The following is a 23,796-nucleotide window of genomic DNA, read 5'->3' as shown; positions in this document are numbered from 1 at the left end:
GGCAAGAGCGGGGTTAGATATGTGTAATTAATTTTGCTTAGGTACTTAGAAGTAGTGGAGGAATCTGTTGTGAAATTAAAACCCCAAGAAATAGAAATTCAGAACATAGACCATCTAGGGATAGTGGCAGGAATAATAGACTCAATCGGAATAGTAGAAATAATAAACGAATTGATAGGAGTCGAAAAAGACGAAAAAGTAAATGCAGGTCAAGTAGTAAAAGCCATGATAATCAACGGGTTAGGATTTGTTTCCAAACCCTTATATATGTTTCCCGAATATTTTGAAACAATCGCCTGTGAACATCTAATAGGAACAGGAGTAAAACCAGAATATCTCAACGACGATAAATTGGGGAGAGTCATGGATAAACTATTTATAAAAGGATTAGATACAATATTTTTCATCATCGCAGTAAAAGCCGCCCAAAAATTTGGAGTATCACTATCAACATCACATCTAGACTCATCATCAATCCACGTACATGGGCAGTATAACACTAGCTTACCAGAAGTAATATTTGAGAATCAAAAAATAGGAAATAACCAAGAATTAGAAGAAATAGCAGTAAAATCACCAAAAGAAATAACCATCACTTATGGTTATTCTCGTGACCATCGGCCGGACTTAAAACAGTTCATCATAGAAATGATATGTTCAGGAGATGGAGACATCCCAATATTTTTGAAACTAGCATCAGGAAACCAAGCAGACTCATCATGTTTTGGTCAAATAGCAGTAGAATATCACAAACAATTAGAAGTTAATAGTCTCATGGTTGCTGACTCTGCCTTATATACAGAATCAAACCTGAAAATGATGTCAGATTTACAGTGGTTATGTCGAGTACCATTAAGCATAAAAGCAGCAAAATCATTAATATCAACAATACCAGAATCAGAATTTATTGATAGTACAATACCAGGATATAAATTAGTATCAAAAACCGAAAATTATGCAGGAATAGAACAAAGATGGTTAGTAGTACAAAGTCAAGAAAGAAGAGAATCAGACCTGCGTAAACTAACCCAAAAAATTACCAAAGCCGAATCAAAAGCGGTTCTTGATTTGAAAAAGTTATCACAAGAGAGATTTGCTTGTGAAGCAGATGCTATCAAGGCATTATCAAAATTATCAACCCAGTTCAAATATCACCAAATTAACGAAAGTAAGGTTACTCCAGCCAAATCTAATAAAAAAGATTCTCTAAATGAAATATCCTACCAAATATCAGCTACAGTCTGCCAGGATGAAAGTAAAATTAATACAGAATTGCTGAGTGCAGGATGTTTTATTATTGCTACGAATGTTTTAGATTCACAGGAACTTAGTGATGATTCTATGCTCAGGGAATATAAAGCTCAACAATCATGTGAACGGGGGTTTGGTTTTCTCAAAGACCCATTATTTTTTGCCGATAGTATTTTCCTTAAAAGTCCTGAGAGAATAGAGTCTATGGGAATGATTATGGGTTTATGTCTCTTGGTTTATACATTGGCTCAACGTCAAATTAGAAATGCTCTGAAAGAGTCTAAATCAACAATTAAAAATCAATTAGGTAAAGCAACTAATTCCCCTACTTTACGCTGGATTTTTCAATGCTTTCATTGTATTCATTTGATTACACTTAATCAGGAGGAACATATTTCTAATTGGAATAAGGACAGAGATTTTATCTTGCGTCTTTTACCAGATGATTGTTTACGTTACTATCAATTAGCCACCTAATTATTATCTCTATCAATTTAATTTCTATGAGTGAACATGAGCTAATATCTTTGATTTATAGCTCCACTTTACTATGTCTATAATTTAGTTTTTTACTTTAATTGATTAGTCTAAATTATGATTTATCTCTTGGATTTCTTCTTTTATTTATCTGTTGACTCCTCTAGGTGGTGTTAATTCTTATTGCTCCTTATTGAGAATAGGTTTTGATGCCATTTTTGGTGCTTTACTGTTTCTCAAATGCCTTTTTTCGCTCCTTATGTTTATTTTTATGCTCACTTTGATTTTTTCTCTCCGTAATTTCTCTCTGTGACAGCTTAGGGTGCGGAATGTGGGATATAAACCCACCCCCACCGGCACATACCGGGAAGCTGTCGCCAGTGCCGATCCCGAAAGACTTGCCGCCACCTGACACTAAATCTGGTTATTAACAACTGATTATTTATTTCCCCTTTTGCATGAGTGCCTCTCCTATATAAGTAGCCTATAGTCAACGGATTAGTATGAGTGGGAGTTTTCTGATAGTAAAATGTAGTGGATTGTTTCAACTAAAATAGGGCAATAGATTTCGGCTTAAAGTCTTAAATTATAGAAGTTATAGCATTTTTCTAATACACCAAATTAGCTGAAACAATCCAGTAGGGTGCGTTAGACGGCGACAATTAGCAATCCGTCGCAACCTAACGTCGTAAAGTGGAAACGCTACTGCGTTAGTTTCATTCTGGTGGCGATTCATCTCCCGTTAACCGCCATGGGGTTTAACGGCAGTCCTCTCGCTCCATTGAGATAGACCCGAATTTAGGGGGTATTTTCTAGAAAAGAATCACTATAATTAAATAAAAATGGTACGCTGTTTTTTCCCGATCCATCCATCACTAAAACCCGGGGAATTTGCGCCCCACCTTCGCGCCAAGCTTCGATCGCTTCTTTCTGTAAAACCAATCCTCCTCCCTGTTCTTTTAAAGTTTCTGCTAATAGTCTTTGTGCCTCAGCTTTCCCTTTAGCGCGATTAATTTCTGCCTGGGCCTGTTGTTCCGCTTCTTGGGTGATATAAACGGCTCTTTGGGCGCGTTGTTCTGCGATTTGTTTATCTTCGACAGCCCGGGCGAATTCCGGAGAAAAATTCAAATCTACCACACTGGTATCTAAGACTAGAATACCATACTTTTCTAAGCGAGTCGATAGGGCATTATCAAAGTCTTCTTTTAACTCACTGCGTCGAGTAATTGCCTCCTCTACGGTTCTTTTAGCGGCGGCAATTTTAAAGGATTCTTGGGTTTGAGGGGCGATAATTTTAGCGACAATATTTTGCAGGGTGCCTTGGGTTCTTCTAATGACCACTACTTGCGTCGGATCGAGACGAAAATTAATCGCAAAACTAGCGGATAAATCCTGTAAATCTTTAGTGGAACTTTGGGCGGGAACTTCAAATTTTTGCACCGTAACATCGTAGATATCAACACTAGAAACAAAGGGAGGTTTAAAGTGCAATCCTTCCAATAAAACCCCGTCCTTAGCCTTTCCTAACACACTTAAAACTCCCGCTTGTCCGGGGGTGATAATCACATAGGCATTAAAGGCCGCTAAAATGACAATAGCAGCTAATAATCCCCCGATCAGGGAAAGTAAATTAATAGCATCTTTCTGGTTCACAGTTTATACTCCTTGATGAGCGACTAAAGCGAGAATTTTTGTTGCGATCTCTTGATTGACAGGCATCACTGACAGACGATTTCCTGTCCTTACTAATAATAATTCATCGGCGGTAAAATTTTGTTTTAAAATTCCTAGGGGCAGCAGTTGGGGAAAAAGGCTATCAAACTCAACTTTAACCGTCCACCAGCGCGGGGAATCTGGAGAGGATTTGGGATCATAGTAGGGACTATCGCGATCGAATTGTGTGGGATCGATCATATCAGTTTGCACCACTCGCATCAAGCCGACAATCCCCGGCGGGGTCGTATTAGAATGATAAAAAAAGGCCAAATCTCCCCGTTTCATCTGACGGAGAAAATTGCGCGCCTGATAATTTCGCACTCCCTCCCAAATAGTTTGACCATCTTTTTTTAAATCCTCGATACTATAGACATCGGGTTCCGATTTCATTAACCAATAATTTAAATTCATCATTTATAGTTGTTATTAATTCAAATAAGCTCAAAAATATTTTTAGCCATTCCTGTCAGCCCTATCACCATAGGGTTAAATATAATTCACTTTGGCTGCTTTTGCCGAGCTACTCAAACAATTATTGAGAAGAATGTATCTAAAAATACTTTTGTTAGCGGCAATTTTTAAGGACTATAAGGGTTCAAGTCTAGCTATTCTTGGCAACCGTCAGTTTTTCCCTATAGCTAAAAATAATTTATTCCCAGCATTAAATCAATCAAATAAGCTGTAAAATAAGATACATTGCTCTAAAAATCTCTAGCCAATCCATAGATTATCGGTGTTCCAAGCCACTCGCCGCCGTTTAGCCTTATGGTACACTGTTGTCACTGCCATACTACTGCTTTTTCTCGCTACGGGAATGTATTTTTATGTGCGCCATACCCTAGTGGATCGCATTGATGATACCCTCAAACACATCATTGAGGTGGTAAATCGTTCCCTCGTGATCGAATCGATTCCCCCGAACCAAGGACGTTATCGGGTCGATCCCCTGGCAAGTTTTCCCAGTCAGGGTAAATCCGTCGAGGACGATCATATAGATTTGGAATGGTTCGATCCCCAAGGTAATCTACTTTGGTCAACTCTGGCCGAATCCTTAGATATTCCCCTCCATCCCCACCGTCAAGGAGAAACGATTCGCTTATCCGATAATCGTCTGCTGCGACAAGTAACCGAAAGGGTGGAAATCGGTCATTATGTTTTGGGATATCTGCGGGTAAGTCATCCTTGGTTTGAGGTGACAAAACCAATTAGACAGCTATTATTGGATTTAATCCTCGGAATTTGCCTGATGATTGCTAGTGTTGCCTGGATTGGTTGGTTTTTGTCCGGTTTAGCCATTCAACCCGTAAAAGAGTCCTATCAGAGTTTAAAACAATTTACCGCCGATGCTTCCCATGAATTACGCAATCCGATCGCCACGATTCAAACTAACGTGCAAATGGCGATCGCCTATCCCCAAACTGGCCATCAACGTTTGCAAGTGATCGATCGTTTAACGGAAAGATTGGGCAATTTAGTCAATGATCTGCTTTTTTTAGCCCGTTCTGATAGTGGCATCGTCCAACCGATCGAGCAAGCTGTACCTTTGGATGCTTTATTGATGGAAGTAGTGGAAGAACAGCGTTTAATCGCCGATAAGCAGGGAATTTCCCTCTCTTTGTCGATCGTGGAACCGGACCAGGAGGATTTTTCCTATAGCGATGAAATGTTTACTATGGGGGGAGATTGGGATCAATTAGCCCGTTTATTCACAAATTTAATTTCTAATGCCCTAAAACACGCTTTTTTGCCCGAATCTGAGCCTAAAAATGTCGCAGTGGAATTGGAAAAAAGTAAACGCGATCGACAATCGGTGTTACTGGTACGCGTCAAAGATAACGGAATCGGGATTCCCGAGGCTGCTTTGTCCCATATTTTCGATCGCTTTTATCGTCTCGATCCCGCGCGACAAAATTCTGCCACTTCCGGGGGAACAGGATTAGGATTAGCGATCGCTTTAGCGATTACCCTCAGTCATCATGGACAAATTAGCGTCGAAAGTCAGATCGATCGAGGAACAATCTTCACCGTCAGCTTACCGAAAAGCCATCAACGGGAGAAAAAAACCGAAAAGTCAGAAGCTTGATGCCTCTGACCTCTTTTCATACCCCCAAGGGAATTCGAATCCCTGTCGCCTCCGTGAAAGGGAGGTGTCCTAGGCCACTAGACGATGGGGGCGTGGATTTCAGACCTTTTTAAATATAACAATAATTTTTCTGGGAGTCAAGGGTTTTGGCCAAAATTTTTTTTATCCCGTCCTTGCACAATAGGATAGTCTAAATGAAGATGTTATCGCCCAAAATCCATGGCTGCCGATCCCTATAAAAGCCGACTGTTCAACCTGATCAACCGTCGTTTGATCCGTCTGAAAGATAACCTCGGCCGCGTCTCCCGTCGCGGTCAAAATGCGATCGCTATTGCCTTGCAAATAGCCCTCTATCCCGTCTATTTGCTGGTACAATCCCTGCGGATGACGGCTAATCAATTAGGGAACAGTCTCCAGAAACAATTATCACCCCCCGGAAAAGATGGGACGGATGCGATCGAAGAATTTCTCCAGAGCTTATCCGACCAAGAAACGGCATTTATTGGCATAGCAGCCGATCTAGAGGATCAAGCTTTAGTTTTCGTCACTAAAGATCACCAGACTGTTAAAATCACCGATAATCAAACCCAAAGACAAATAGAAAAACAAATTAGGACGGCACTGGCTAACTACGCCCTCGAAAAACGGAGAATTAAGCGATTAAATCGTCAATATCCGCCTTTATTACCGAATTTTACCGACAAAAATCCTGTCTTGCCTCCGATCCGTTGGTTTTGGAACCTACTACGCTGGGAACAACAGGGACAAATAGCGATCGCCATAGATCTATTCCAAGAATCCCATCTCGTCAAAACCCCGACACCACCCTCCTTACCACTGCCTAATTTAAATTCTCAAGCGATTTTACAGGTTATTGACGAAAAATTAGCAATTTTCGAGGCTAAATTTCTCGCTATCTCCCCCGCAATCCCCAGCAGTGTTAGCCACACCTCTAACCTACCTTCCGATCTCATTAACGAGTCCCCGAATCTGGAGAAAAATTCCTCCTATCTCTGGCGACTTTATTGGTTAATTTATGCGGCGATCGAGCATTTCTGGGCAAAAGAGAAGAATAATTTAGAATATAGTGCTGATTCACCCGCTTTATCGGCAAAATATCCCCTAAGTCTTCCTAATTCTCTGCTGATCACCTTCAAGCAACGTCTCCAGGATTGGCTAGAAAAACAAACCCAAGCGGATCCCTTCACGATCGGCAAACTCATCCAAGCGGCGATCGATCACTTCTTTGCCTCTGGCCAATCCCTGACATTTTCCGCCGTCAGTGAGCAGCCATGGCTAGAATCCGCCGATATCTTGGCTATTTCTCCCCAAGACTCCGAAAAACCGCGCCTTAACCCCGCTTATACCCTTCCCCAGTCCCCAGTCACCCCGTCCCATCCTCGCAGCACAGAAAAAGCTTTTAGTCAAGAAAAACAAAATAAATCTTTACAAAAAATCCCCCCGGCCGCTGCCCAAATTACCCCTAGAGAATCCCCCCCCACAACCCAATTAGATCCCCGCTATGCCAAGGAGATAATTCAACCAATTAACGAAGAATGGTTAGAAACCGAATCAACCCCCGTCGGCTACGTTAAACACCCCTTAGAACGGATTTTAGAGGGATTAGATGCGATTATTTTATGGGTGGAGGAATTAGTCATTAAAATTTGGCGTTGGTTGCGGTATGATCGACGCATTTCTAAATTACTCAAACGCAAACGCTAAATCGATCGGTTTTGGGTATAGTCGATCGGGCAGTCCTTCTGTTGTGAGAAACTTGAGATTATCTCTAGGGACTTACCTCTATCAATCTTAGGGGTTGCACTGCACTCTTGAATGGGAATTGGCTGATCAGCAGTTAAAGTCATGGTCATAATCTGAAATTACCGAAATTTATCGACAAAAATAAGCTAAACTAACGGCAAAGATAATAAGTTTTGATTTTTTTTCTTCCTGAGCTGCAATGAACTACGGTATTTACACCCTCGGTAATGATGTCGTGTTTGACCAACTGGTGGCCTTGCTGAATAGCATCGCCGTCAATGCGGGTGCGGGTATGCCCGTCTGCGTCATCGCCTACGACGACCGCTTGGAAAAAACCGCCGCCGAAATCGCCACCCGTCCCAATGTCACCCTCTGGAATGACAAAGATCTGTTTAAGCCGTGGGAGGACTTTTCGTTACAAGTCTGGCAAGCTCACCCCACAGCACTGCAACATTGGCGGAAAACTGAAGGCATACAAGGAGTACGACGGTTGGGTATGAACCGCCGTTACTGTGCCTTTGACCCCAACGCCCCCTTTGAAAAATTCATCTACATTGATGCAGATGCGCTGATTTTGGATGATGTCACCCCTGTGTTTGAACAGTTAGACAGTTGTGATGTGGTGACTTACGACTTTCAGTACAAAGACCCCACCCACATTTACAATGTCAATTCGCCGAAACTGCTGGAAGTGTTTCCCCAAGAACGGATCGAGGCGGAGATCTTTTGTGCTGGGTTCTACGCCTCCAAGCGCGGCTTTATGCCGTCGGAACAAAGGGATTGGCTAGTGGCAAGGCTACAGGAGGGCGAGGCAGAGGTGTTGTATCCCTCGGCTCCCAATCAGTCGGTGCTGAACTATATGGTGATGCGATCACATCTATCCGTCTGTAACTTAGCGAAAGAATGGCCTGCCAGCCGTCGCACCGGCAACGCCGTCACCTCCGCCCATTTCCAACAACGGGATGGGCTATTATACGACCACGACAAACGGTTGACATACCTTCACTACATTGGTTTATCTTCCTCTCTGTTCACTCGACTTTGTAGCGGTGAAAATATCGATTTTCCCTATCGAGATATTTTCTTACACTATCGTTATCTCTACGAACCTAGTCAACGTCCTATATTTACCAGCAGTCCCAAACCCTATCAACCACCGACCCCAACTTTTTGGCAAAAAGTAACCAGAAAACTCGGACTAGGAAAATAATAATTAGCTCTCTTGCAAAAGTAATCAAGATATATCTTTTTGTTGGTAACGAAGTTCGTAATTGTAGATACCAGCAATCAAATTCAATCTCAGACCAAATCGTCGTCTGGGATTTCTGTATCTTGAGGAAAGTAGATGAGCAACACCCTCGATCGATTGGTCAACAAGAAAAAAACCTCGGTTCCCCCCCGCATCGATGTGGTCGAATAAATCCTGCCAATTCCTTCAGAACAAAAAGAAAAAATTGCTCAATTAACTCAAGATGTTATAAAAAATTTAAGTCAAGACAGCAAGACATCTTTGAGTCAAGATACTAATACCGAAACAGTTCTGGATGATTTCGAGACGGTTCGCAATACTATCCGTCTTGATCGGGCGATCGATGATTCCTTGCGGCAGTTGTGTCACGACGAGAGAATTACCAAAGAAACACTACTGGAGGCGGCTTATCTTTACCTAGGGTTGGCTGAATAAATCTGAAAACCTTGTTGGGTAACACTTTTAGACCTTTTGTCAATCAAAAAGTGCCGGATACGGGAGTGATCAGGGGGAAAATGCAGGGACTTTTTCCCTGAAAATTAGGTAATTGACCCCCTCAAAATCGGTAAAAACCTACACCCCCCCCCTGCCCTAGGGTCGTTTCATTCTCCGAATCTAATTCTTTTTTTTGTTACCCTTAATCGCTTATCAGGTAAGCAAAGCACGACGTTTTTAAAAATTTTCAGATATATATTTCCGAGAAATCGACTAAAAACTTTGCCAGATAAGGATTTGAGAGAATGACATTTGAGAGAATGAATCAGCCCTACCCCCTGCCCCCCCGATGTCGGGGGGGCAGGGGGGGCCACACCCTGTCCCCACGAAAAACTTTTTCAGCAGACCCTAATTAAACCCGTAATTCGTCTCTTGATAAATTATGAAGTGGTGATTATTGACGACCGAGAATTTCATAGTGTTAAGTTAGCCTATTGGCTCAAACAGCCCGAAAAGGAACCAAAAATATTTTTTGCTTTCCAGCAAAAAAAAGGAACTAACTATCAGAAAAATGGTCAAGATTATCAAACTTTCTCGGAGTTAAATCTCGTGCCAGGGATGAAGAGGTTTTGTAATTAGTCACCGCAATAAGGACAGCCTTATTGAGAATGAGGAAACCTAGAAGTATTACCAGATAAGGGTTTCTCGATCAACATATATGAAATACTTATATCTCCGGTTCTTCGTTACTTGGTATGGTTCGATCAGGGGGCAGAAATCGGCTAAATCCTTATCTGGCAAGAGACTTAATTGATTAGTTCGCTCTAGATCAAAAACAATTGACAAAAATCGCCCAATGTCTTTCTCTATAAGGGTTTCATCTCTTATAATCCTGTCCGTTGCATAAGACAAACCGAAGAGCCATTGTTTTACTCACTTCTAAGTTTCAAAACTCCCCCCTGACAAGCTGTCGGGGTGCTTGTCACCCCTTGAGAGGATGTGGACTGGCAAAAATTAAGCAAGCTTTAGATTGATTAGTTATTGACATGAATAGTAATACAGAAATCGACAAAAATGAGCAACTATATGCAGGTAATTTGTGATAGATGATTAAGATAAATACGAAGCTGATTGTCAAAAGATAAGAAAAGCCAATCATAAATTACTAACCAATTTTGAGAGTTGGATAGAATCATTAGATCATCAGTTCTGTCTGAAAAAAACATCGACAATCATCGGTCAAATATAGATTTGATATCGATGAATATCGCCAATTCAGACTGGAATTGGCGTTACAAAGAGCGTGATGGACTACTCCACCTACCAGATTTCGTCTCCTCCTTGAACGGTTACTAAAAATCATCCATTTTTGAGAGTAGATCATCCATTGTATAAACGGGGAACTCTGCCTAAACTGAAGCTAAAGGGAATCAAACAATTCTTTGTTCATTCTTTAAGAACTATTCGTTGTCTCTACAGACTGCTATATTATTGATTGGAGAACACACCTACAATGTCTGCTCAATCCTCAACCTCTAGCCTAACTGCTTTACAAAAAACACCGATCGCTATTATTGGAATGTCGGCCCTATTTGCTAAGGCCAAGAATTTACAAGAATATTGGGAAAATATTCTCGGTAAAGTGAATGGAATCACTGAAGTGCCAGAAAGTGCCTGGAATTTAGAAGATTACTATGATCCAGACCCGAAAGCACCAGATAAGACCTATGCCAAATGGGGGGGATTTTTGCCTCAAATTGATTTTGACCCCTTAGAATTTGGTCTGCCACCTGATACGTTAGAAGCTTTAGATTCGGCTCATTTACTTGGTTTAGTGATGGCTAAACAAGCTTTAGAAGATGCGGGTTATGACCAAGGAAAAGAGTTTAATCGAGAAACAACAGGGGTTATTTTAGGAGGAAGCGGCCTCTGGAAAAGCATTACTCCCTTAACCAGTCGTCTGCAATATCCTCTCTGGAAGAAAATCTGCCAAAAAAGTGGTTTATCTCAAGAACAAACCGACAAAATTATCGAAAACATGAAGGCAGCCTATGTGCCTTGGCAAGAAAATTCTTTCCCCGGTATGTTACCAAACGTCGTAGCGGGTCGTATTACTAATCGCTTTGATTTCGGAGGAACTAATTGTGTGGTGGATGCAGCCTGTGCGAGTTCCTTAAGTGCTTTAAAAATGGCGATCAGTGAATTAATCGAAGGCCGTTGTGACATGATGCTTACAGGGGGCTTTGACACGGATAATTCCATCCTTAATTATATGTGTTTTAGCAAAACTCCGGCTTTTTCCAAGAAAGATTGTCTCAATCCCTTTGATGCCACCTCCGATGGCATGATGGTGGGGGAAGGATTGGGAATGCTGGTGATTAAACGGCTTGAGGATGCGGAACGAGACGGAGATCGCATCTATGCAGTGATTAAAGGCATCGGGACTGCTAGTGATGGTCGTTTTAAAAGTATCTATGCACCGCGTCCTGAAGGTCAAGTTAGAGCCTTACGGCGCGCCTATCAAGAGGCTGGATTTTCTCCCGCTACCTTGGGGTTAGTTGAGGCCCATGGTACTGGAACACCAGCAGGAGATTTTTGTGAATTTACAGCCCTGAATGAGATTTTTAGCGAAAATAACGCAGAAAAGCAAACGATTGCTCTGGGTAGTGTCAAATCTCAAATTGGTCATACTAAGGCGGCGGCGGGTGCTGCAAGTTTAATTAAAACGACTTTGGCCTTACATCATAAAATTCTTCCTGCTACCATTAATATTACCGAACCCAACCCTAAATTTAAGATTGAAGACTCGCCCTTTTATCTCAACACCGAAACCCGTCCTTGGTTGCCCAAAGGAGAGACACCGAGACGAGCCGGGGTTAGTTCCTTTGGCTTTGGGGGAACAGATTATCATGTGGTGTTAGAAGAATATACGCCCAAATTACCCCAAGGAGAAAATCGAATTCATCACCGTCCCCAATCAATTTTACTCTGGGGTCAAAATCCTGAAGAATTAAGACAAACTTGTCAAAAAGCTCTAGAACAGTTGCAATCTCCCCAAGGGTCACAAGTTTATATTGAACTACAAAATCAAAGCAAATCGGCTCAACTTCCCTTAAAGGTTGCTAGAGTGGGCTTTGTCGCGACTTCCTTGGCGGAAGCTATTAAATTACTGCAAGCAGCCGTTAAACAGTTGCAAAAACAGCCTCAAGCAGACGCATGGGAACATCCCCAAGGTATTTATTACCGTAAGACGGGGTTATTACTTGAGGGAAAAGTCGTAGCACTGTTCCCCGGCCAAGGTTCTCAATACCTGAATATGGGTCGAGAAATTGCCCTAAATTTCCCAGAAATCCAAACCGCTTATCAAAAATTGGATACATTGAGAGCTAAAGCGGGTTTAACGCCCCTTTCAGCAGGAGTATTTCCGATTCCTACCTTTAACGAGGTGGACGAAAAACGGCAAACCTCTTTACTGCAACGGACGGAAAATGCTCAACCTGCGATCGGGGCTTTCAGTGTAGGACTATATAAAACGTTGCAAAAGACGGGATTTAAGCCAAATTTTGTGGCCGGTCACAGTTTTGGGGAATTAACCGCACTCTGGTCCGCGGGCGTTTTCACAGACGACGATTATTATTACTTGATCCAAGCTAGAGGCCAGTCCATGGCCGCACCGAAAGGAGCCACCCCTCAAGGGGCGATGTTAGCGGTGACTGGGAAAGTATCTCAGATAGCGCAATGGGTTGAAGGAATGGCCAATGTGCAGATTGCTAACTATAATGCACCTGAACAGGTGGTATTATCGGGATTAGCCTCAGAAATTGCCACTATTGATAAGATTTTAAGCTCTCAAGGCTATCGGGTTACGCCTTTACCCGTGTCTGCTGCTTTTCATACTTCTCTAGTACGTCATGCTAGTCAACCCTTTGGGAAAGCGTTGGATCAAGTGACGTTTCATGCGCCCCAACTTCCGGTTTATGCTAATGTGACGGCGGCCCCTTATCCCAAAGATTTATCAGGGATGCGTCAGCTTTTAGAAGCTCAGTTGTTGAATTCGGTTCAGTTTGTCCAACAAATTGAAAATATTTATGCTCAAGGCGGATATTGCTTTGTGGAAATTGGACCGCGCCAAATTCTCACTAACTTAGTTAAACAGATCTTAGGCGATCGCCCTCATCTGGCCATTGCGCTCAACCCCAGTCGGCAAAAGGACAGTGATGTTCAACTGTCACAAGGAGTAATGCAGCTTCGAGTTTTAGGTTTACCGTTAAACGATCTGGAAAATGCAGCTTTGACGGTGAAGACTCCTTCAAGCAAACGCAAAGGTATGACCCTTAAGCTGAATGCAACCAACTACATCAGCGATAAAACCAAAGCTTTGATCGGAGCTGCATTACAACCTGATTCACCTGCGGAAATAGAACCGTCAGTTGATTCCCAAACGGTTGAATCTAAGTGTGAGGAAGTGAAAGGGTCGGAAAACGAGGAAATTTTAGCCTCTATTCCTTCCGTCAACCCCTATCCTTCTGATTCTCAGCCTCTTTCAGAGGAAATTCCAACACTCAATTTATCTATCGTTTCTCGAGATCAAACTGTAACCATGACTATGAACAACGCTATTTCTAACAACATCAACCCTCTTTTACAGGCATTCTACCAATATCAACAGAGTCTTGCCAAGGTTCACGAAGAGTATATTAAACATCAATCTCAGAGTTTTCAGTCAGTGTTGCAGTTATTAAAACAAAAAGAGATGACAGTAGTTGCTCAAATTGACGAACTCTCTACTCCTGCTGCGGCTTCGGAGAATTCAAAATTTGATCAGCAAAATTCAGAGGTTTCCTCTGTTAGCTTTCCTGATCCTACCCCTTTTAAGTCTGAACCTCAGCCCTTACGGACTCCAGAACCTCAACCTTTAAACACTGCACCTCAACCCTTACCGACTCCCGAACCTGAACCCGTTCACATTTCCCCCATTGTCAACTACTTAGAACCTCGTCAACCCATTGCACCCATCTCTATACCTGAACCTGTGTCAGAAGTGAGCGAATCTTCTTTAGACTCCATTCAAGATGATGCACTAAGTCAAGCCTTATTAGAGGTTGTCAGTGAAAAAACAGGCTATCCTACGGAAATGTTGGAATTAGAAATGGATTTAGAGGCAGATTTAGGCATTGACTCGATCAAACGGGTAGAAATCATGGGAAGTCTCCAAGAAGCTTTCTCTGGGTTGCCCAAACTTAGCCCTGAAGCGTTAGCAGAAAAACGTACCCTAGCCCACATTGTTCAGTACTTGAGGGAGAAAATGATGGTGACAGAAAAAAAAATAGCTTAGTTGTTACCTCTACCCAGTCTAACCATCGAAAACACGGTGATATTGGACGTTATCAAATGAAACTGAAGCCCCTTGCTGCACCTGATTATTGGGATTTTCCCTCAACCCCTGATCAAACCTGTTTGGTGACCGATGATGGTTCATCTACTACTGCCCAAGTTGCTCAAAGTTTGCTAAACCAAGGCTGGCAAGTTGTGGTTCTCAGTTTCCCTCAATTCCTTATTCCTGTGCGTTCTTCTCTTCCTGCGGGGGTTCGACATTTTGTTCTCAATCATTTAAGTGAAGAACATTTACAAGCACAATTGGGAGATATATTTAAAACTTGTGGACTGATCGGCACATTTATTCATTTACATCCTCTCTCTCAGGGGTTTAATCAAGATCAAGAGACTTCAATTAACACCGATCAAGCGATTGTTAAACAAGTGTTTTTACTAGCCAAACATCTTAAATCTTCTCTGACGCAAGCGGCCAGTCAAGGACGCAGTTGTTTTCTCAGCTTAACCCGTTTAGATGGAGAATTTGGTCTTAGTGGAAAACGAGAATTTAGCCCTATTAGTGGCGGTTTATTTGGCTTAACGAAAACCTTAAATCTAGAGTGGGAATCGGTCTTCTGTCGCGCTCTAGATATTAGTCCCGACTTAGATGAAATGACAACGGCTCAAATTGTTTTAGCTGAATTGCATGATCCTAATAGCTTAATTCAAGAGGTGGGTTATACCCCAAAAGGTCGAATGACTTTGACTTGTGAATTAGCTTCTTTGAGCAGTAATTAGGGAAAAGTTAATAGTTAGAATAAAATTAGCTGGGCGCGAGCATTGCGCCCCTACAGAATTATATTTATTCAAATAAATTACGGTATAAATTCTGATTTTTGGCTAATATATACTAACTATTAAATATCAACTATCAACTATCAATTATCAACTAACACGGTATGTTCCCCATGATTAATGATACTCAACTTAATTCATCTTCGGTGGTTATTGTCAGTGGTGGTGGCCGAGGAATTACGGCTCAATGCGTTATCTATTTGGCGCGACAATATCATTGTAAATTTATTTTATTAGGTCGTTCGCAAATTTTAGACCCTGAACCTGAATGGAGTCTTTCTTGTCAAGATGAGTCTCAGTTAAAGAAGCAAATCATGCAACATTTAACAACTCAAAATGAAAAACCAACTCCGAAAAAAGTTCAAGCACTGTATCAACAACTCTGTCAAAGTCGTGAAATTAAGCAAACCTTATCAGAGATTGAAAAAGTAGGAGGAAAAGCCGAGTATTGCAGTGTTAATGTTACCGATTCACAGCAACTAAAAGCAACTTTAAGACCGATTATTCAACGTTGGGGAGAGATTACGGGCATTATTCATGGTGCGGGAACGTTAGCAGATAAATTAATTGAAAACAAAACTGAACAGGATTTCGATAAGGTTTATAGTGTCAAAATTGATGGGTTAAATAGTTTATTAGGTTCCCTAGAAGTTAACCGATTAAAATTTATTGCCTTATTTTCTTCTTTTGTTTCATTTTATGGCAATATCGGTCAATCTGACTATTCTTTAGCTAACGAAATTTTGAACAAATATGCTTATTTACTTCAACAAAAATATCCTAAATGTCATGTTGTTTCTATTGGGTGGGGTCCTTGGGATGGGGGAATGGTGACACCACAGCTTAAACAGTTGTTTGAGCAGCAAAATATTAAGGTTATTCCTCAACAAACAGGGGCGCAAATGTTAGCGGAAGAATTAACCCAAACTCAAGCTAAAACCCCTCAGATTATTGTGATGAGTAACCCTATTTCTCCTTCTCCTAAACTGGTTACACCGCAAAAGCATAGTTACCGTTTATATCGTCGGTTGACGTTACGAGGAAACCCTTTCGTTTATGATCATGTCATCGGGGGAAATGCAGTTTTACCCGCGATGTGCGCCTTAGCATGGATCACTAATAGTTGCGAACAACTTTATAAAGGATATCGTTTTTTAAGTTGTCATAACTATCAAGTGCTTAAAGGAGTTGTCTTTGATAAAAGTTTAGCTAATTTGTATTGTTTGGATCTGACTGAAGTTGAGAAAACAGAAGATGAAATTAAATTTGAAGCCTTAATTTGGAGTGAAACCGCTAAAGGAATTCCCCTTTATCATTATCGGGCGATTATTAATATTACTAAACAAGTAATAGCTGAGAGAAAACTTGAGGAAAGTATTCAGCCTGTTAAGGAACCTTCCCTTAATTTCCAACCCTATCAAGAAGGAGTTCTGTTTCATCAGCCCAGATTTCAAGGAATTAAGAAAATCTTAGAAATTAATAACAACGAACTTCTTTTTAACTGTTACTTACCTCCAATTTCTACACAAGATCAAGGACAGTTTAGCGTTCAATCCTTTAATTCTTATACGGCTGATCTCTTGTTTCAATGTCTTTTAGTTTGGGTCAGAAAACACTACAATTCGGGTAGTTTACCCCTAAAACTAAATGAGCTTAAGCAGTTTAGTTCCCTCCCTTTTAATCAAGAATTTTGGATCAAATTATCCATTAATGAACATAGTGATACTAAGGTAATTGCTAATGCACTATCTTATCATTCTCAAGGTAAAATTTATTTAGAAGCAACTAATATGGAGGTTACTTTGAGTTCTTGTCTTAATGTTTTGTTTCTTAATAATACGGTGAATTCATCGAATACCGTTTGCTTGTAATTTTTTCTCAATTGATACCCTATTTACATTTTCACAGGAGATATTATGAAACCGTCCAAATTAGCGATCGCTGGCTTAAGTGGCTTCTTTAATCAGCTGTTAACCAGTCAACAACTATCAGCTTTAATTTATCAAGGAAACTCCCTTGATTATTCTAACAAAGCGATTAGTGATCATTCTTGGTCTATCTTATCAAAGATGTCTGATCAAGGGTTAAAAGATTGTACTTGTAAGATAGGAAAAAAAGTCGCTTTAATTACTGCTAATAATATTAGCAACAATCAAGAAACTGAGCTTAAAAATATTAGTTATCAATTGGAAAGATTATGGAATTGTTCCATTGTTCCCTTTCAATTAACCCAAGGCTCTGATTCTTTATTAAAGTCTCTCGAATTAGCCCAAATTCTCTTAACTGCCAAAGAAGTTGATACAGTTATTATTAGTGCGCTTAATAGGAATTGTGAGTCTATTATTGGCGGAGCTTTAATCCTCAAAGATTATGAAACAATCCCCAACAATAATAATACGCTTTTTTACGGGATTATTGATAGCTTTAGTAAAATAGTTAACCCCTTATCTTCTCCATCAGTTGCGATTAAACAAAGTTGTCAGCAAGCATTTAAAAATGCTAAGATTCACCCCTCAAATATTGGTTATTTAGCTGTTTCCTCAAGAGAGATAGATCAAGGGTTATTAGAAGCTTATTCTGCTAATCAGAATAACCTAACTTGTGCCGTCGGAACAGTCCAAGAGAATAATAATAACTTAGGGATAACTGAGGATTTAATTAGCTTAATTAAAACAGCACTTTGCTTAAAAAATCGTTATCTTCCTGCTTCCGCTCAACTGTTAACTTCTAATATTCCTCAACAATGGCAAAATAGTCCTTTTTATCTACCTGATGTATCACTTCCTTGGTTTCTTGAAAAAGGACAAGAAAAACGCTATGCTGCGCTTAATTTAGTCACTCAAAACAATACTTATAGTCATTTAATTTTATCAGAAGCAACTCCTCAAAGTACACCCAATAATGGCTATTTACCCTATGGGTCATTTTATCTATTTCCCCTCGCTGGAAATGATAGTTCATCTTTACAAAGTCAGCTTGATAACTTAACCCAGAGTATTGAAAACAGTTTCTCCTTACCCCATCTTGCGAAAGAGAATTTTATTCAGTTTCAACAGAATTCTCAATCTCCTTATGTTCTAGCAATTGTTGGGAATACCAAAGAAGCTTTGCAAAAGGAAATTAAACAGGCTAAAAAAGGAATTGATAAAGCCTTTCATACAGGAAAGCCTTGGAAAAGTCCCCAGGGAAGTTATTTTACCCCTAAACGGTTAGGAAAAGTGGGTAAAGTCGCTTTTGTTTATCCGGGTGCCTTTAACTCCTATTTAGGAATGGGAAGAAATCTTTTTCAATTATTCCCTAAATTATGGGAGAGAGCAGAGAGTTTAATTAGTGATCCTGCTACCTTTTTTCAAGCTAACTCTCTTTATCCTCGCCGTCAATCTCCCCTTTCTAAACAAGACTTAGAAACCCTAGAAACTCAATTCATTGCTAACCCTTTATCTCTCTTAGAAACGGGAACAGGTTTTGCGGTTTTATTCACCGAAATTATGCAGAAATATTTCAAGATTAAACCTGATGCTGCCTTCGGTTATAGCATGGGAGAAAGTACCATGATGTATTCATTAGGAGTGTGGCCAAATGCGGATCAAGGAAGTCGATTTGTTCATTCTTCTCCCCTATTTAAAACCCGTTTAATGGGAGCTAAACAAGCCGTTGCAGAATCTTGGGGTCAACCGATAGATGAAAATTCATGGAGTAGTTATGTTTTAATGGCTACAGCTGAAGCAGTTCAGGAATGTCTAAAAACAGAAAGTAAGGTTTATTTAACCCATATTAATACCCCTCAAGAAGTTGCGATCGCAGGAGATTCTCAAGGTTGTTTACGGGTGATTGAAAAATTACAATGTGATCGGTTTCGTTCGCCTTCTGATATGGTTTTACATTGTGAAGTTATGCAATCAGAATACAATGAGTTTCTTAAGCTAAATACGGTGACAATAGGAACACCACCTGATACTATTTTTTATTCCTCTTCTCATTATGATTCTCTGGCCTTAGAACAAGAGAAAATTGGTGAGCATTTAAGTCAAGGAATGTGTCAAATGTTAGATTTTCCTCGCTTAATTGAACGCACTTATCAAGACGGGGTAAAAATTTTTCTAGAATTAGGATCAGGAGGAAGTTGTTCTCGTTGGATATCGGAAACTCTTGGTCAAAAAGAGCATCTTGCATTGTGTATTAATCGTCGAGGTGCTGATGATTTAGCGACCATTATTAAGACGTTAGCACAATTAGTCAGTCATGGGGTAGAACTAGACTTATCTCCTCTTTATTTAACAGATGAAGCAGAAACCTTAGAAGCGATTTTTAAGACAGTGTTAACCACAGCACCCAAAGCTAATATCGAACCCCAAACCGAGCAACAAAATTCAATTATTCGAGAAAATACTGCTTCTCAAAAAGTCGCTGCTTTAGTCGCTTCTTCTACTCAAACTCTTTCACAAGTTCCAACCATTTCTACAGTTGATCATTTAAGAACAAGCGTTATTTCTTCTCATCCTAAAACCGTTAGACCTTGTTTATTTGATCAACCTGAGATTCTCGAATTTATTGAAGGTAAAGTCTCTAAGGTTTTTGGTCAAGAATATGAACCCATTGATCATTATACCCAACGAGTCAGAATGCCGTCTCCTCCCTTTTTGTTCGTCAGTCGGGTGACTCAATTAGAAGGAAAATTAGGTGATTATAAATCAGGTTTCATCGAAACAGAATATGATGTACCAGAAGATGCTTGGTATGCAGTAGATGGTCAATTAACGGTAGGAATTTGTAAAGAAGCCGGCCACGGACTCCTGATGCTATTAAGTTATATCGGGACAGATTTTGAAAATCAAGGAAAACGCTCTTTCCGTTTATTAGATTTATCTGCAACCTTCTTATTTGAACAACCTGAAAATGTTAAGTTGTTACGGTGTCGAGTTAAGATCACCTCTTCGGTTAAAACTGATGATAGCTTATTAATTTTCTTCCAAGGAGAGGTGTTAATTGGGGATCAAGTTTGGATGAAACTTCATGACGGTTGTGCTGGTCTCTTTTCTGATGAAGAATTAGAAAAAGGACAGGGAATTGTGCTAAAAGAGGCTGAAGAAAAAGAACGAGACTTGATTAAAAGACAACAGTTTACTCCTCTTTTAAACTGTTCTAAGTCATCCTTTAAAAAAGAAGAAATTTTTAATCTAAGTCGAGGAAATATTGAGGCTTGTTTCGGGAAAACCTATCAACAAAATGGCTTAAATTCTTCCCTCAGATTACCCCCCGAAAAACTCTTAATGTTAGAGAAAGTGATGATGGTAAATCCTCAAGGAGGAATAGCTGGACTAGGTTTAGCAGTGGGAGCAAAACAGATCACCCCTGAGGACTGGTATTATTCTTGTCATTTTAAAAATGACCCCACTTTACCGGGGAATTTAATGATTGAAGGAAGTATCCAACTGGTGCAATTTTATTGTTTATGGTTAGGGTTACAAACTCACAGGAAAGATGCTCGTTTTCAGGTGATTCCAAATCAAACCCAAGCAGCCCGTTTTCGGGGACAAGTGACTCCCCAACATGGAACTTTAATGTATCAAATGGAGGTGTTAGAAATTGGACTTTCTCCTCAACCTTATCTTCTGGCTAATGTGGATGTTATTTTTGGCGGAAAAACCATTGCTACTATTAAAAATATTGGTGTTCAACTGGTAGAAAAAACAGCTACCATTCCCAGTATTTTTCAACCCATTGAGTCAGAAACATTCCCCCATATTTCCCAATTATCAAAACAGTCATCGGTTTTATTTAATGAAAACCAATTAAAAACCTTTGCTCAAGGATCAGTGGCTGCTTGTTTGGGATCAGAATTCGATATTTATGAAAATCGTCAATCGGTTCGTTTACCTAAGGGGGAGTTTAAGTTAGTCAGTCGGGTATTAGACATCAAAGGTAAGCGTCATGAATTGCAAAAACCATCGGAAATTATTACCGAATTTGATGTCAAAGAAAATGCTTGGTTTTATAACCATAATGCCTATCCCACTTTACCTTACTGTACCTATATCGAAATTGCAGGTCAACCTTGTATTTTCTTAGGGGTTTATATGGGAGCAACTTTATTATTCCCAGAAGATGATCTTCATTTTCGTAATTTGGATGGACAGGGAACAATTCTCAAAGAAATTGACCTCCGTAATAAAACCATTACGGATAAAGTTCGTCTCCTTTCTACTACCGCTATTCAAGGGGCAATCATTCAAAAATTTGAGTTTGAATTATCTTGTGAGGGTGAACCTTTTTATCGGGGTAATATGGTTTTTGGAGACTTTAGCACAGCAGTGTTAGCAAATCAAGTGGGACTTGATGGCGGAAAACGGCTTAAACCTTGGTATCAATTGAATGATTTATCCGATTTAAGCGTAGAGGAAATTAATTTACAAGATTCCTTAACTCACCAAAACTTCTATTCAGTAAATCCTGAAAAACCCCACTATCGTCTTTCTCAAAATTATCTTGATTTTATCGAAAAAGTTTTTCTAATTGAAGATGGGGGTAAGTATCAAAAAGGATATATTTATGCCAGCCAATCAATTACTCCCGAAGATTGGTATTTTCCATTCCATTTCTATCAAGATCCCGTCATGCCTGGTGCCTTAGGCATTGAGTCTATTCTTCAAGCTATGCAAACTTATGCGCTGCAATTAGACTTAGGCAAATCTTTTAAAAATCCTCGCTTTGGTCAAGCCATTAATCATCAAATTACCTGGAAATATCGAGGACAAATTACACCCGAAAATCGTTTAATGTCTTTAGAAGTGCATATTTCCGATATTCGAGTTGAAGATGATGTAATCACAATTATCGGAGATGCCAGTCTTTGGAAAGAAGACTTAAGAATTTACGAAATTAAAGACATCGCCTTGTGTCTATTAGACAGTGAACAGTGAACAGTTAACAGAGACCAGTGTATCTCGACTACTTGGTTAGTGCATTAAGCATCGAACTGCGATAAACCCAGTTACCAGTGAATAGTAAACACCCATCTTTTCCCTCAGTTTAAAGTCAATAACAATGGAGAAATAAACCCCATGTTAGCTAACCATAACCCTCTTACTAGCGCCCCTAAATCATCCATTTCCTTTGATAGTGAAGGAATTCGAGAAAAATTAGCCAATTTAGAGCAGCCTTGTTATGTATATGTCAAAAATAACCAGATAGGACTTTCTCACGAACCTAATGCTGATATACTGCCCCGTAGCATGATTAATGCCCTATCACCCCAACAATTAGGCGATCGCGCTTTTTGTCACTTTCATGGTTTAGACTATGCTTATGCAGCCGGTGCAATGGCCGGGGGTATCGCTTCCGAAGATTTGGTGATTTCTTTGGGAAAAGCTGGATTTTTAGCCAGTTTTGGGGCAGCCGGGTTAGTTCCCCAACGGGTTGAAAAAGCCATTCACACCATTCAAGAAGCTTTACCCAATGGACGATATGCCTTTAATTTAATCCATAGCCCCTCAGAGGAAGCCCTAGAACGGGGTTCAGTGGAACTTTACCTCAAATATGAGGTAAGAACTGTTGAAGCCTCTGCTTATATGGATTTAACCCCCCATATTGTCCGTTACCGAGCATCAGGATTACATCTCAATTCTCAAGGCGATATTGAAACCGAAAATAAGATCATTGCCAAAATTTCTCGGACCGAAGTTGCTCAGAAATTCTTAAAACCTGCTCCCCCTAAACTGCTGAAAGCTTTAGTCGAACAGGGACAAATTACAACCTTACAAGCAACTTTAGCTGAAAAAGTTCCTTTAGCCGATGATATAACCGTTGAAGCTGACTCTGGTGGTCACACAGATAATCGTTCTTTGGTTTGCCTTCTCCCTTCTATTATTGCCTTACGCAATGAGATTCAACAGCAATATCAGTATGAGCGTTCTATTAGAGTGGGGGCCGCCGGTGGGATTAGTACTCCAGAATCAGCCTTAGCGGCCTTTATGATGGGAGCAAGTTACATTATCACCGGTTCGGTGAATCATGCTTGTATTGAAGCGGGAACATCTGAACATACCAAACAATTATTAGCCCAAGCAGCAATGGCCGATGTGGTAATGGCCCCTTGTGCTGATATGTTTGAAATGGGGGTGAAAGTTCAACTCTTAAAACGGGGAAGTTTATTCCCCATGCGCGCGCAAAAATTATATGATTTGTATCAAACTTATGAGGGAATTGATGCCATTCCGACCGAGGTTCGTCAAACCATAGAAAAGCAAATTTTCCAAAAACCATTAGAGGCAGTTTGGCAAGAAACCGTTGCTTATTTTCAAGAGCGAGATCCCGAACAAATTGAACGAGCGAATAATAATCCTAAACGGAAAATGGCTTTAATTTTTCGCTGGTATTTAGGGCTTTCTTCTCGTTGGTCAACCAGTGGACAGCCGCAACGAACAATGGATTATCAAATTTGGTGTGGTCCGGCGATGGGTTCATTTAACGATTGGGTTCGAGGAACTTATTTAGAATTTTCCGAAAATCGTCAAGTGGTGGATGTAGCAACTCACATCATGCGCGGTGCCGCTTATCTCTATCGTCTGCAAAGTCTGAAGTTACAGGGGGTTAATCTTCCGTCTCCCTATCATTTTTATCGTCCCACGCCTCTTTAACAACCCCCTTATGAACC

14 protein-coding genes, 1 tRNA gene and 1 pseudogene are annotated in these 23,796 nt (G+C 40.3%); 12 read left to right on the top strand and 4 right to left on the bottom strand.

What is annotated here, in order from left to right:
• Positions 1–69: 69 nt before the first annotated feature.
• Positions 70–1,728, top strand: a complete 1,659-nt coding sequence (locus tag B5D77_RS11735) for an IS1634 family transposase (RefSeq protein WP_104395285.1) — start codon at positions 70–72, stop codon at positions 1,726–1,728.
• Between the two features lie 798 nt (positions 1,729–2,526).
• Here B5D77_RS11735 and B5D77_RS11725 read toward each other — a convergent pair.
• Both B5D77_RS11725 and B5D77_RS11720 read right to left on the bottom strand, forming a co-directional pair.
• A complete protein-coding gene (locus tag B5D77_RS11725; RefSeq protein ID WP_106908873.1) occupies positions 2,527–3,381 on the bottom strand; it encodes a prohibitin family protein in 855 nt (284 codons plus the stop codon).
• A 3-nt stretch (positions 3,382–3,384) separates the two neighbouring features.
• Positions 3,385–3,858: an EVE domain-containing protein gene (locus tag B5D77_RS11720; RefSeq protein WP_008207045.1), complete on the bottom strand. Its 474-nt coding sequence runs from the start codon at positions 3,856–3,858 to the stop codon at positions 3,385–3,387.
• Between the two features lie 88 nt (positions 3,859–3,946).
• On the opposite strand from B5D77_RS11720, the gene B5D77_RS11715 reads away from it, so the two are divergent.
• The gene (locus tag B5D77_RS11715) at positions 3,947–4,129 is read left to right on the top strand and encodes a hypothetical protein (protein ID WP_008207042.1); all 183 of its coding nucleotides are present in this window, start codon (positions 3,947–3,949) and stop codon (positions 4,127–4,129) included.
• A gap of 48 nt (positions 4,130–4,177) precedes the next feature.
• The gene (locus B5D77_RS11710; RefSeq protein WP_008207040.1) at positions 4,178–5,527 is read left to right on the top strand and encodes a cell wall metabolism sensor histidine kinase WalK; all 1,350 of its coding nucleotides are present in this window, start codon (positions 4,178–4,180) and stop codon (positions 5,525–5,527) included.
• A gap of 19 nt (positions 5,528–5,546) precedes the next feature.
• Here B5D77_RS11710 and B5D77_RS11705 read toward each other — a convergent pair.
• Positions 5,547–5,619, bottom strand: a tRNA-Glu gene (locus B5D77_RS11705).
• Positions 5,620–5,746: 127 nt separating this feature from the next.
• Between B5D77_RS11705 and B5D77_RS11700 the strand changes: the two genes are divergently transcribed.
• Positions 5,747–7,252 carry a hypothetical protein gene (locus B5D77_RS11700; RefSeq protein ID WP_106908872.1) on the top strand — a complete coding sequence of 502 codons (1,506 nt, stop codon included), beginning with the start codon at positions 5,747–5,749 and terminating at the stop codon, positions 7,250–7,252.
• Between the two features lie 238 nt (positions 7,253–7,490).
• Positions 7,491–8,501, top strand: a complete 1,011-nt coding sequence (locus B5D77_RS11695) for an Npun_R2821/Npun_R2822 family protein (RefSeq protein WP_106908871.1) — start codon at positions 7,491–7,493, stop codon at positions 8,499–8,501.
• A gap of 24 nt (positions 8,502–8,525) precedes the next feature.
• Here the strand turns inward: B5D77_RS11695 and B5D77_RS11690 are convergent.
• A pseudogene (locus B5D77_RS11690) lies at positions 8,526–8,636 on the bottom strand (IS5/IS1182 family transposase); the annotation flags it as partial.
• 165 nt (positions 8,637–8,801) lie between these two features.
• Between B5D77_RS11690 and B5D77_RS25855 the strand changes: the two are divergent.
• From B5D77_RS25855 to B5D77_RS11650, 7 genes are all read left to right on the top strand, one after another.
• Positions 8,802–8,975 (top strand): hypothetical protein, encoded by a 174-nt coding sequence (locus B5D77_RS25855; RefSeq protein ID WP_008207034.1) that lies wholly within the window; start codon positions 8,802–8,804, stop codon positions 8,973–8,975.
• Positions 8,976–9,407: 432 nt separating this feature from the next.
• Positions 9,408–9,614 (top strand): hypothetical protein, encoded by a 207-nt coding sequence (locus tag B5D77_RS11685; protein ID WP_149979010.1) that lies wholly within the window; start codon positions 9,408–9,410, stop codon positions 9,612–9,614.
• Positions 9,615–10,488: 874 nt separating this feature from the next.
• Positions 10,489–14,310, top strand: a complete 3,822-nt coding sequence (locus B5D77_RS11670) for a type I polyketide synthase (RefSeq protein ID WP_106908869.1) — start codon at positions 10,489–10,491, stop codon at positions 14,308–14,310.
• A gap of 56 nt (positions 14,311–14,366) precedes the next feature.
• A complete protein-coding gene (locus B5D77_RS11665; RefSeq protein ID WP_052277693.1) occupies positions 14,367–15,086 on the top strand; it encodes a hypothetical protein in 720 nt (239 codons plus the stop codon).
• 203 nt (positions 15,087–15,289) lie between these two features.
• Complete coding sequence (locus B5D77_RS11660) at positions 15,290–17,014, top strand: SDR family NAD(P)-dependent oxidoreductase (protein ID WP_254053072.1); 1,725 nt, start codon at positions 15,290–15,292, stop codon at positions 17,012–17,014.
• A 45-nt stretch (positions 17,015–17,059) separates the two neighbouring features.
• Entirely contained in the window at positions 17,060–22,063 is a 5,004-nt protein-coding gene (locus tag B5D77_RS11655; protein WP_106908868.1) for a short-chain dehydrogenase, read from the top strand.
• A gap of 141 nt (positions 22,064–22,204) precedes the next feature.
• Entirely contained in the window at positions 22,205–23,779 is a 1,575-nt protein-coding gene (locus B5D77_RS11650; protein ID WP_008207013.1) for a PfaD family polyunsaturated fatty acid/polyketide biosynthesis protein, read from the top strand.
• Positions 23,780–23,796 lie beyond the last annotated feature (17 nt).

The organism is Microcystis sp. MC19, assembly GCF_003019735.1.
GTDB lineage: Bacteria > Cyanobacteriota > Cyanobacteriia > Cyanobacteriales > Microcystaceae > Microcystis.
This window is presented reverse-complemented; position numbering and strand designations above follow the sequence as displayed.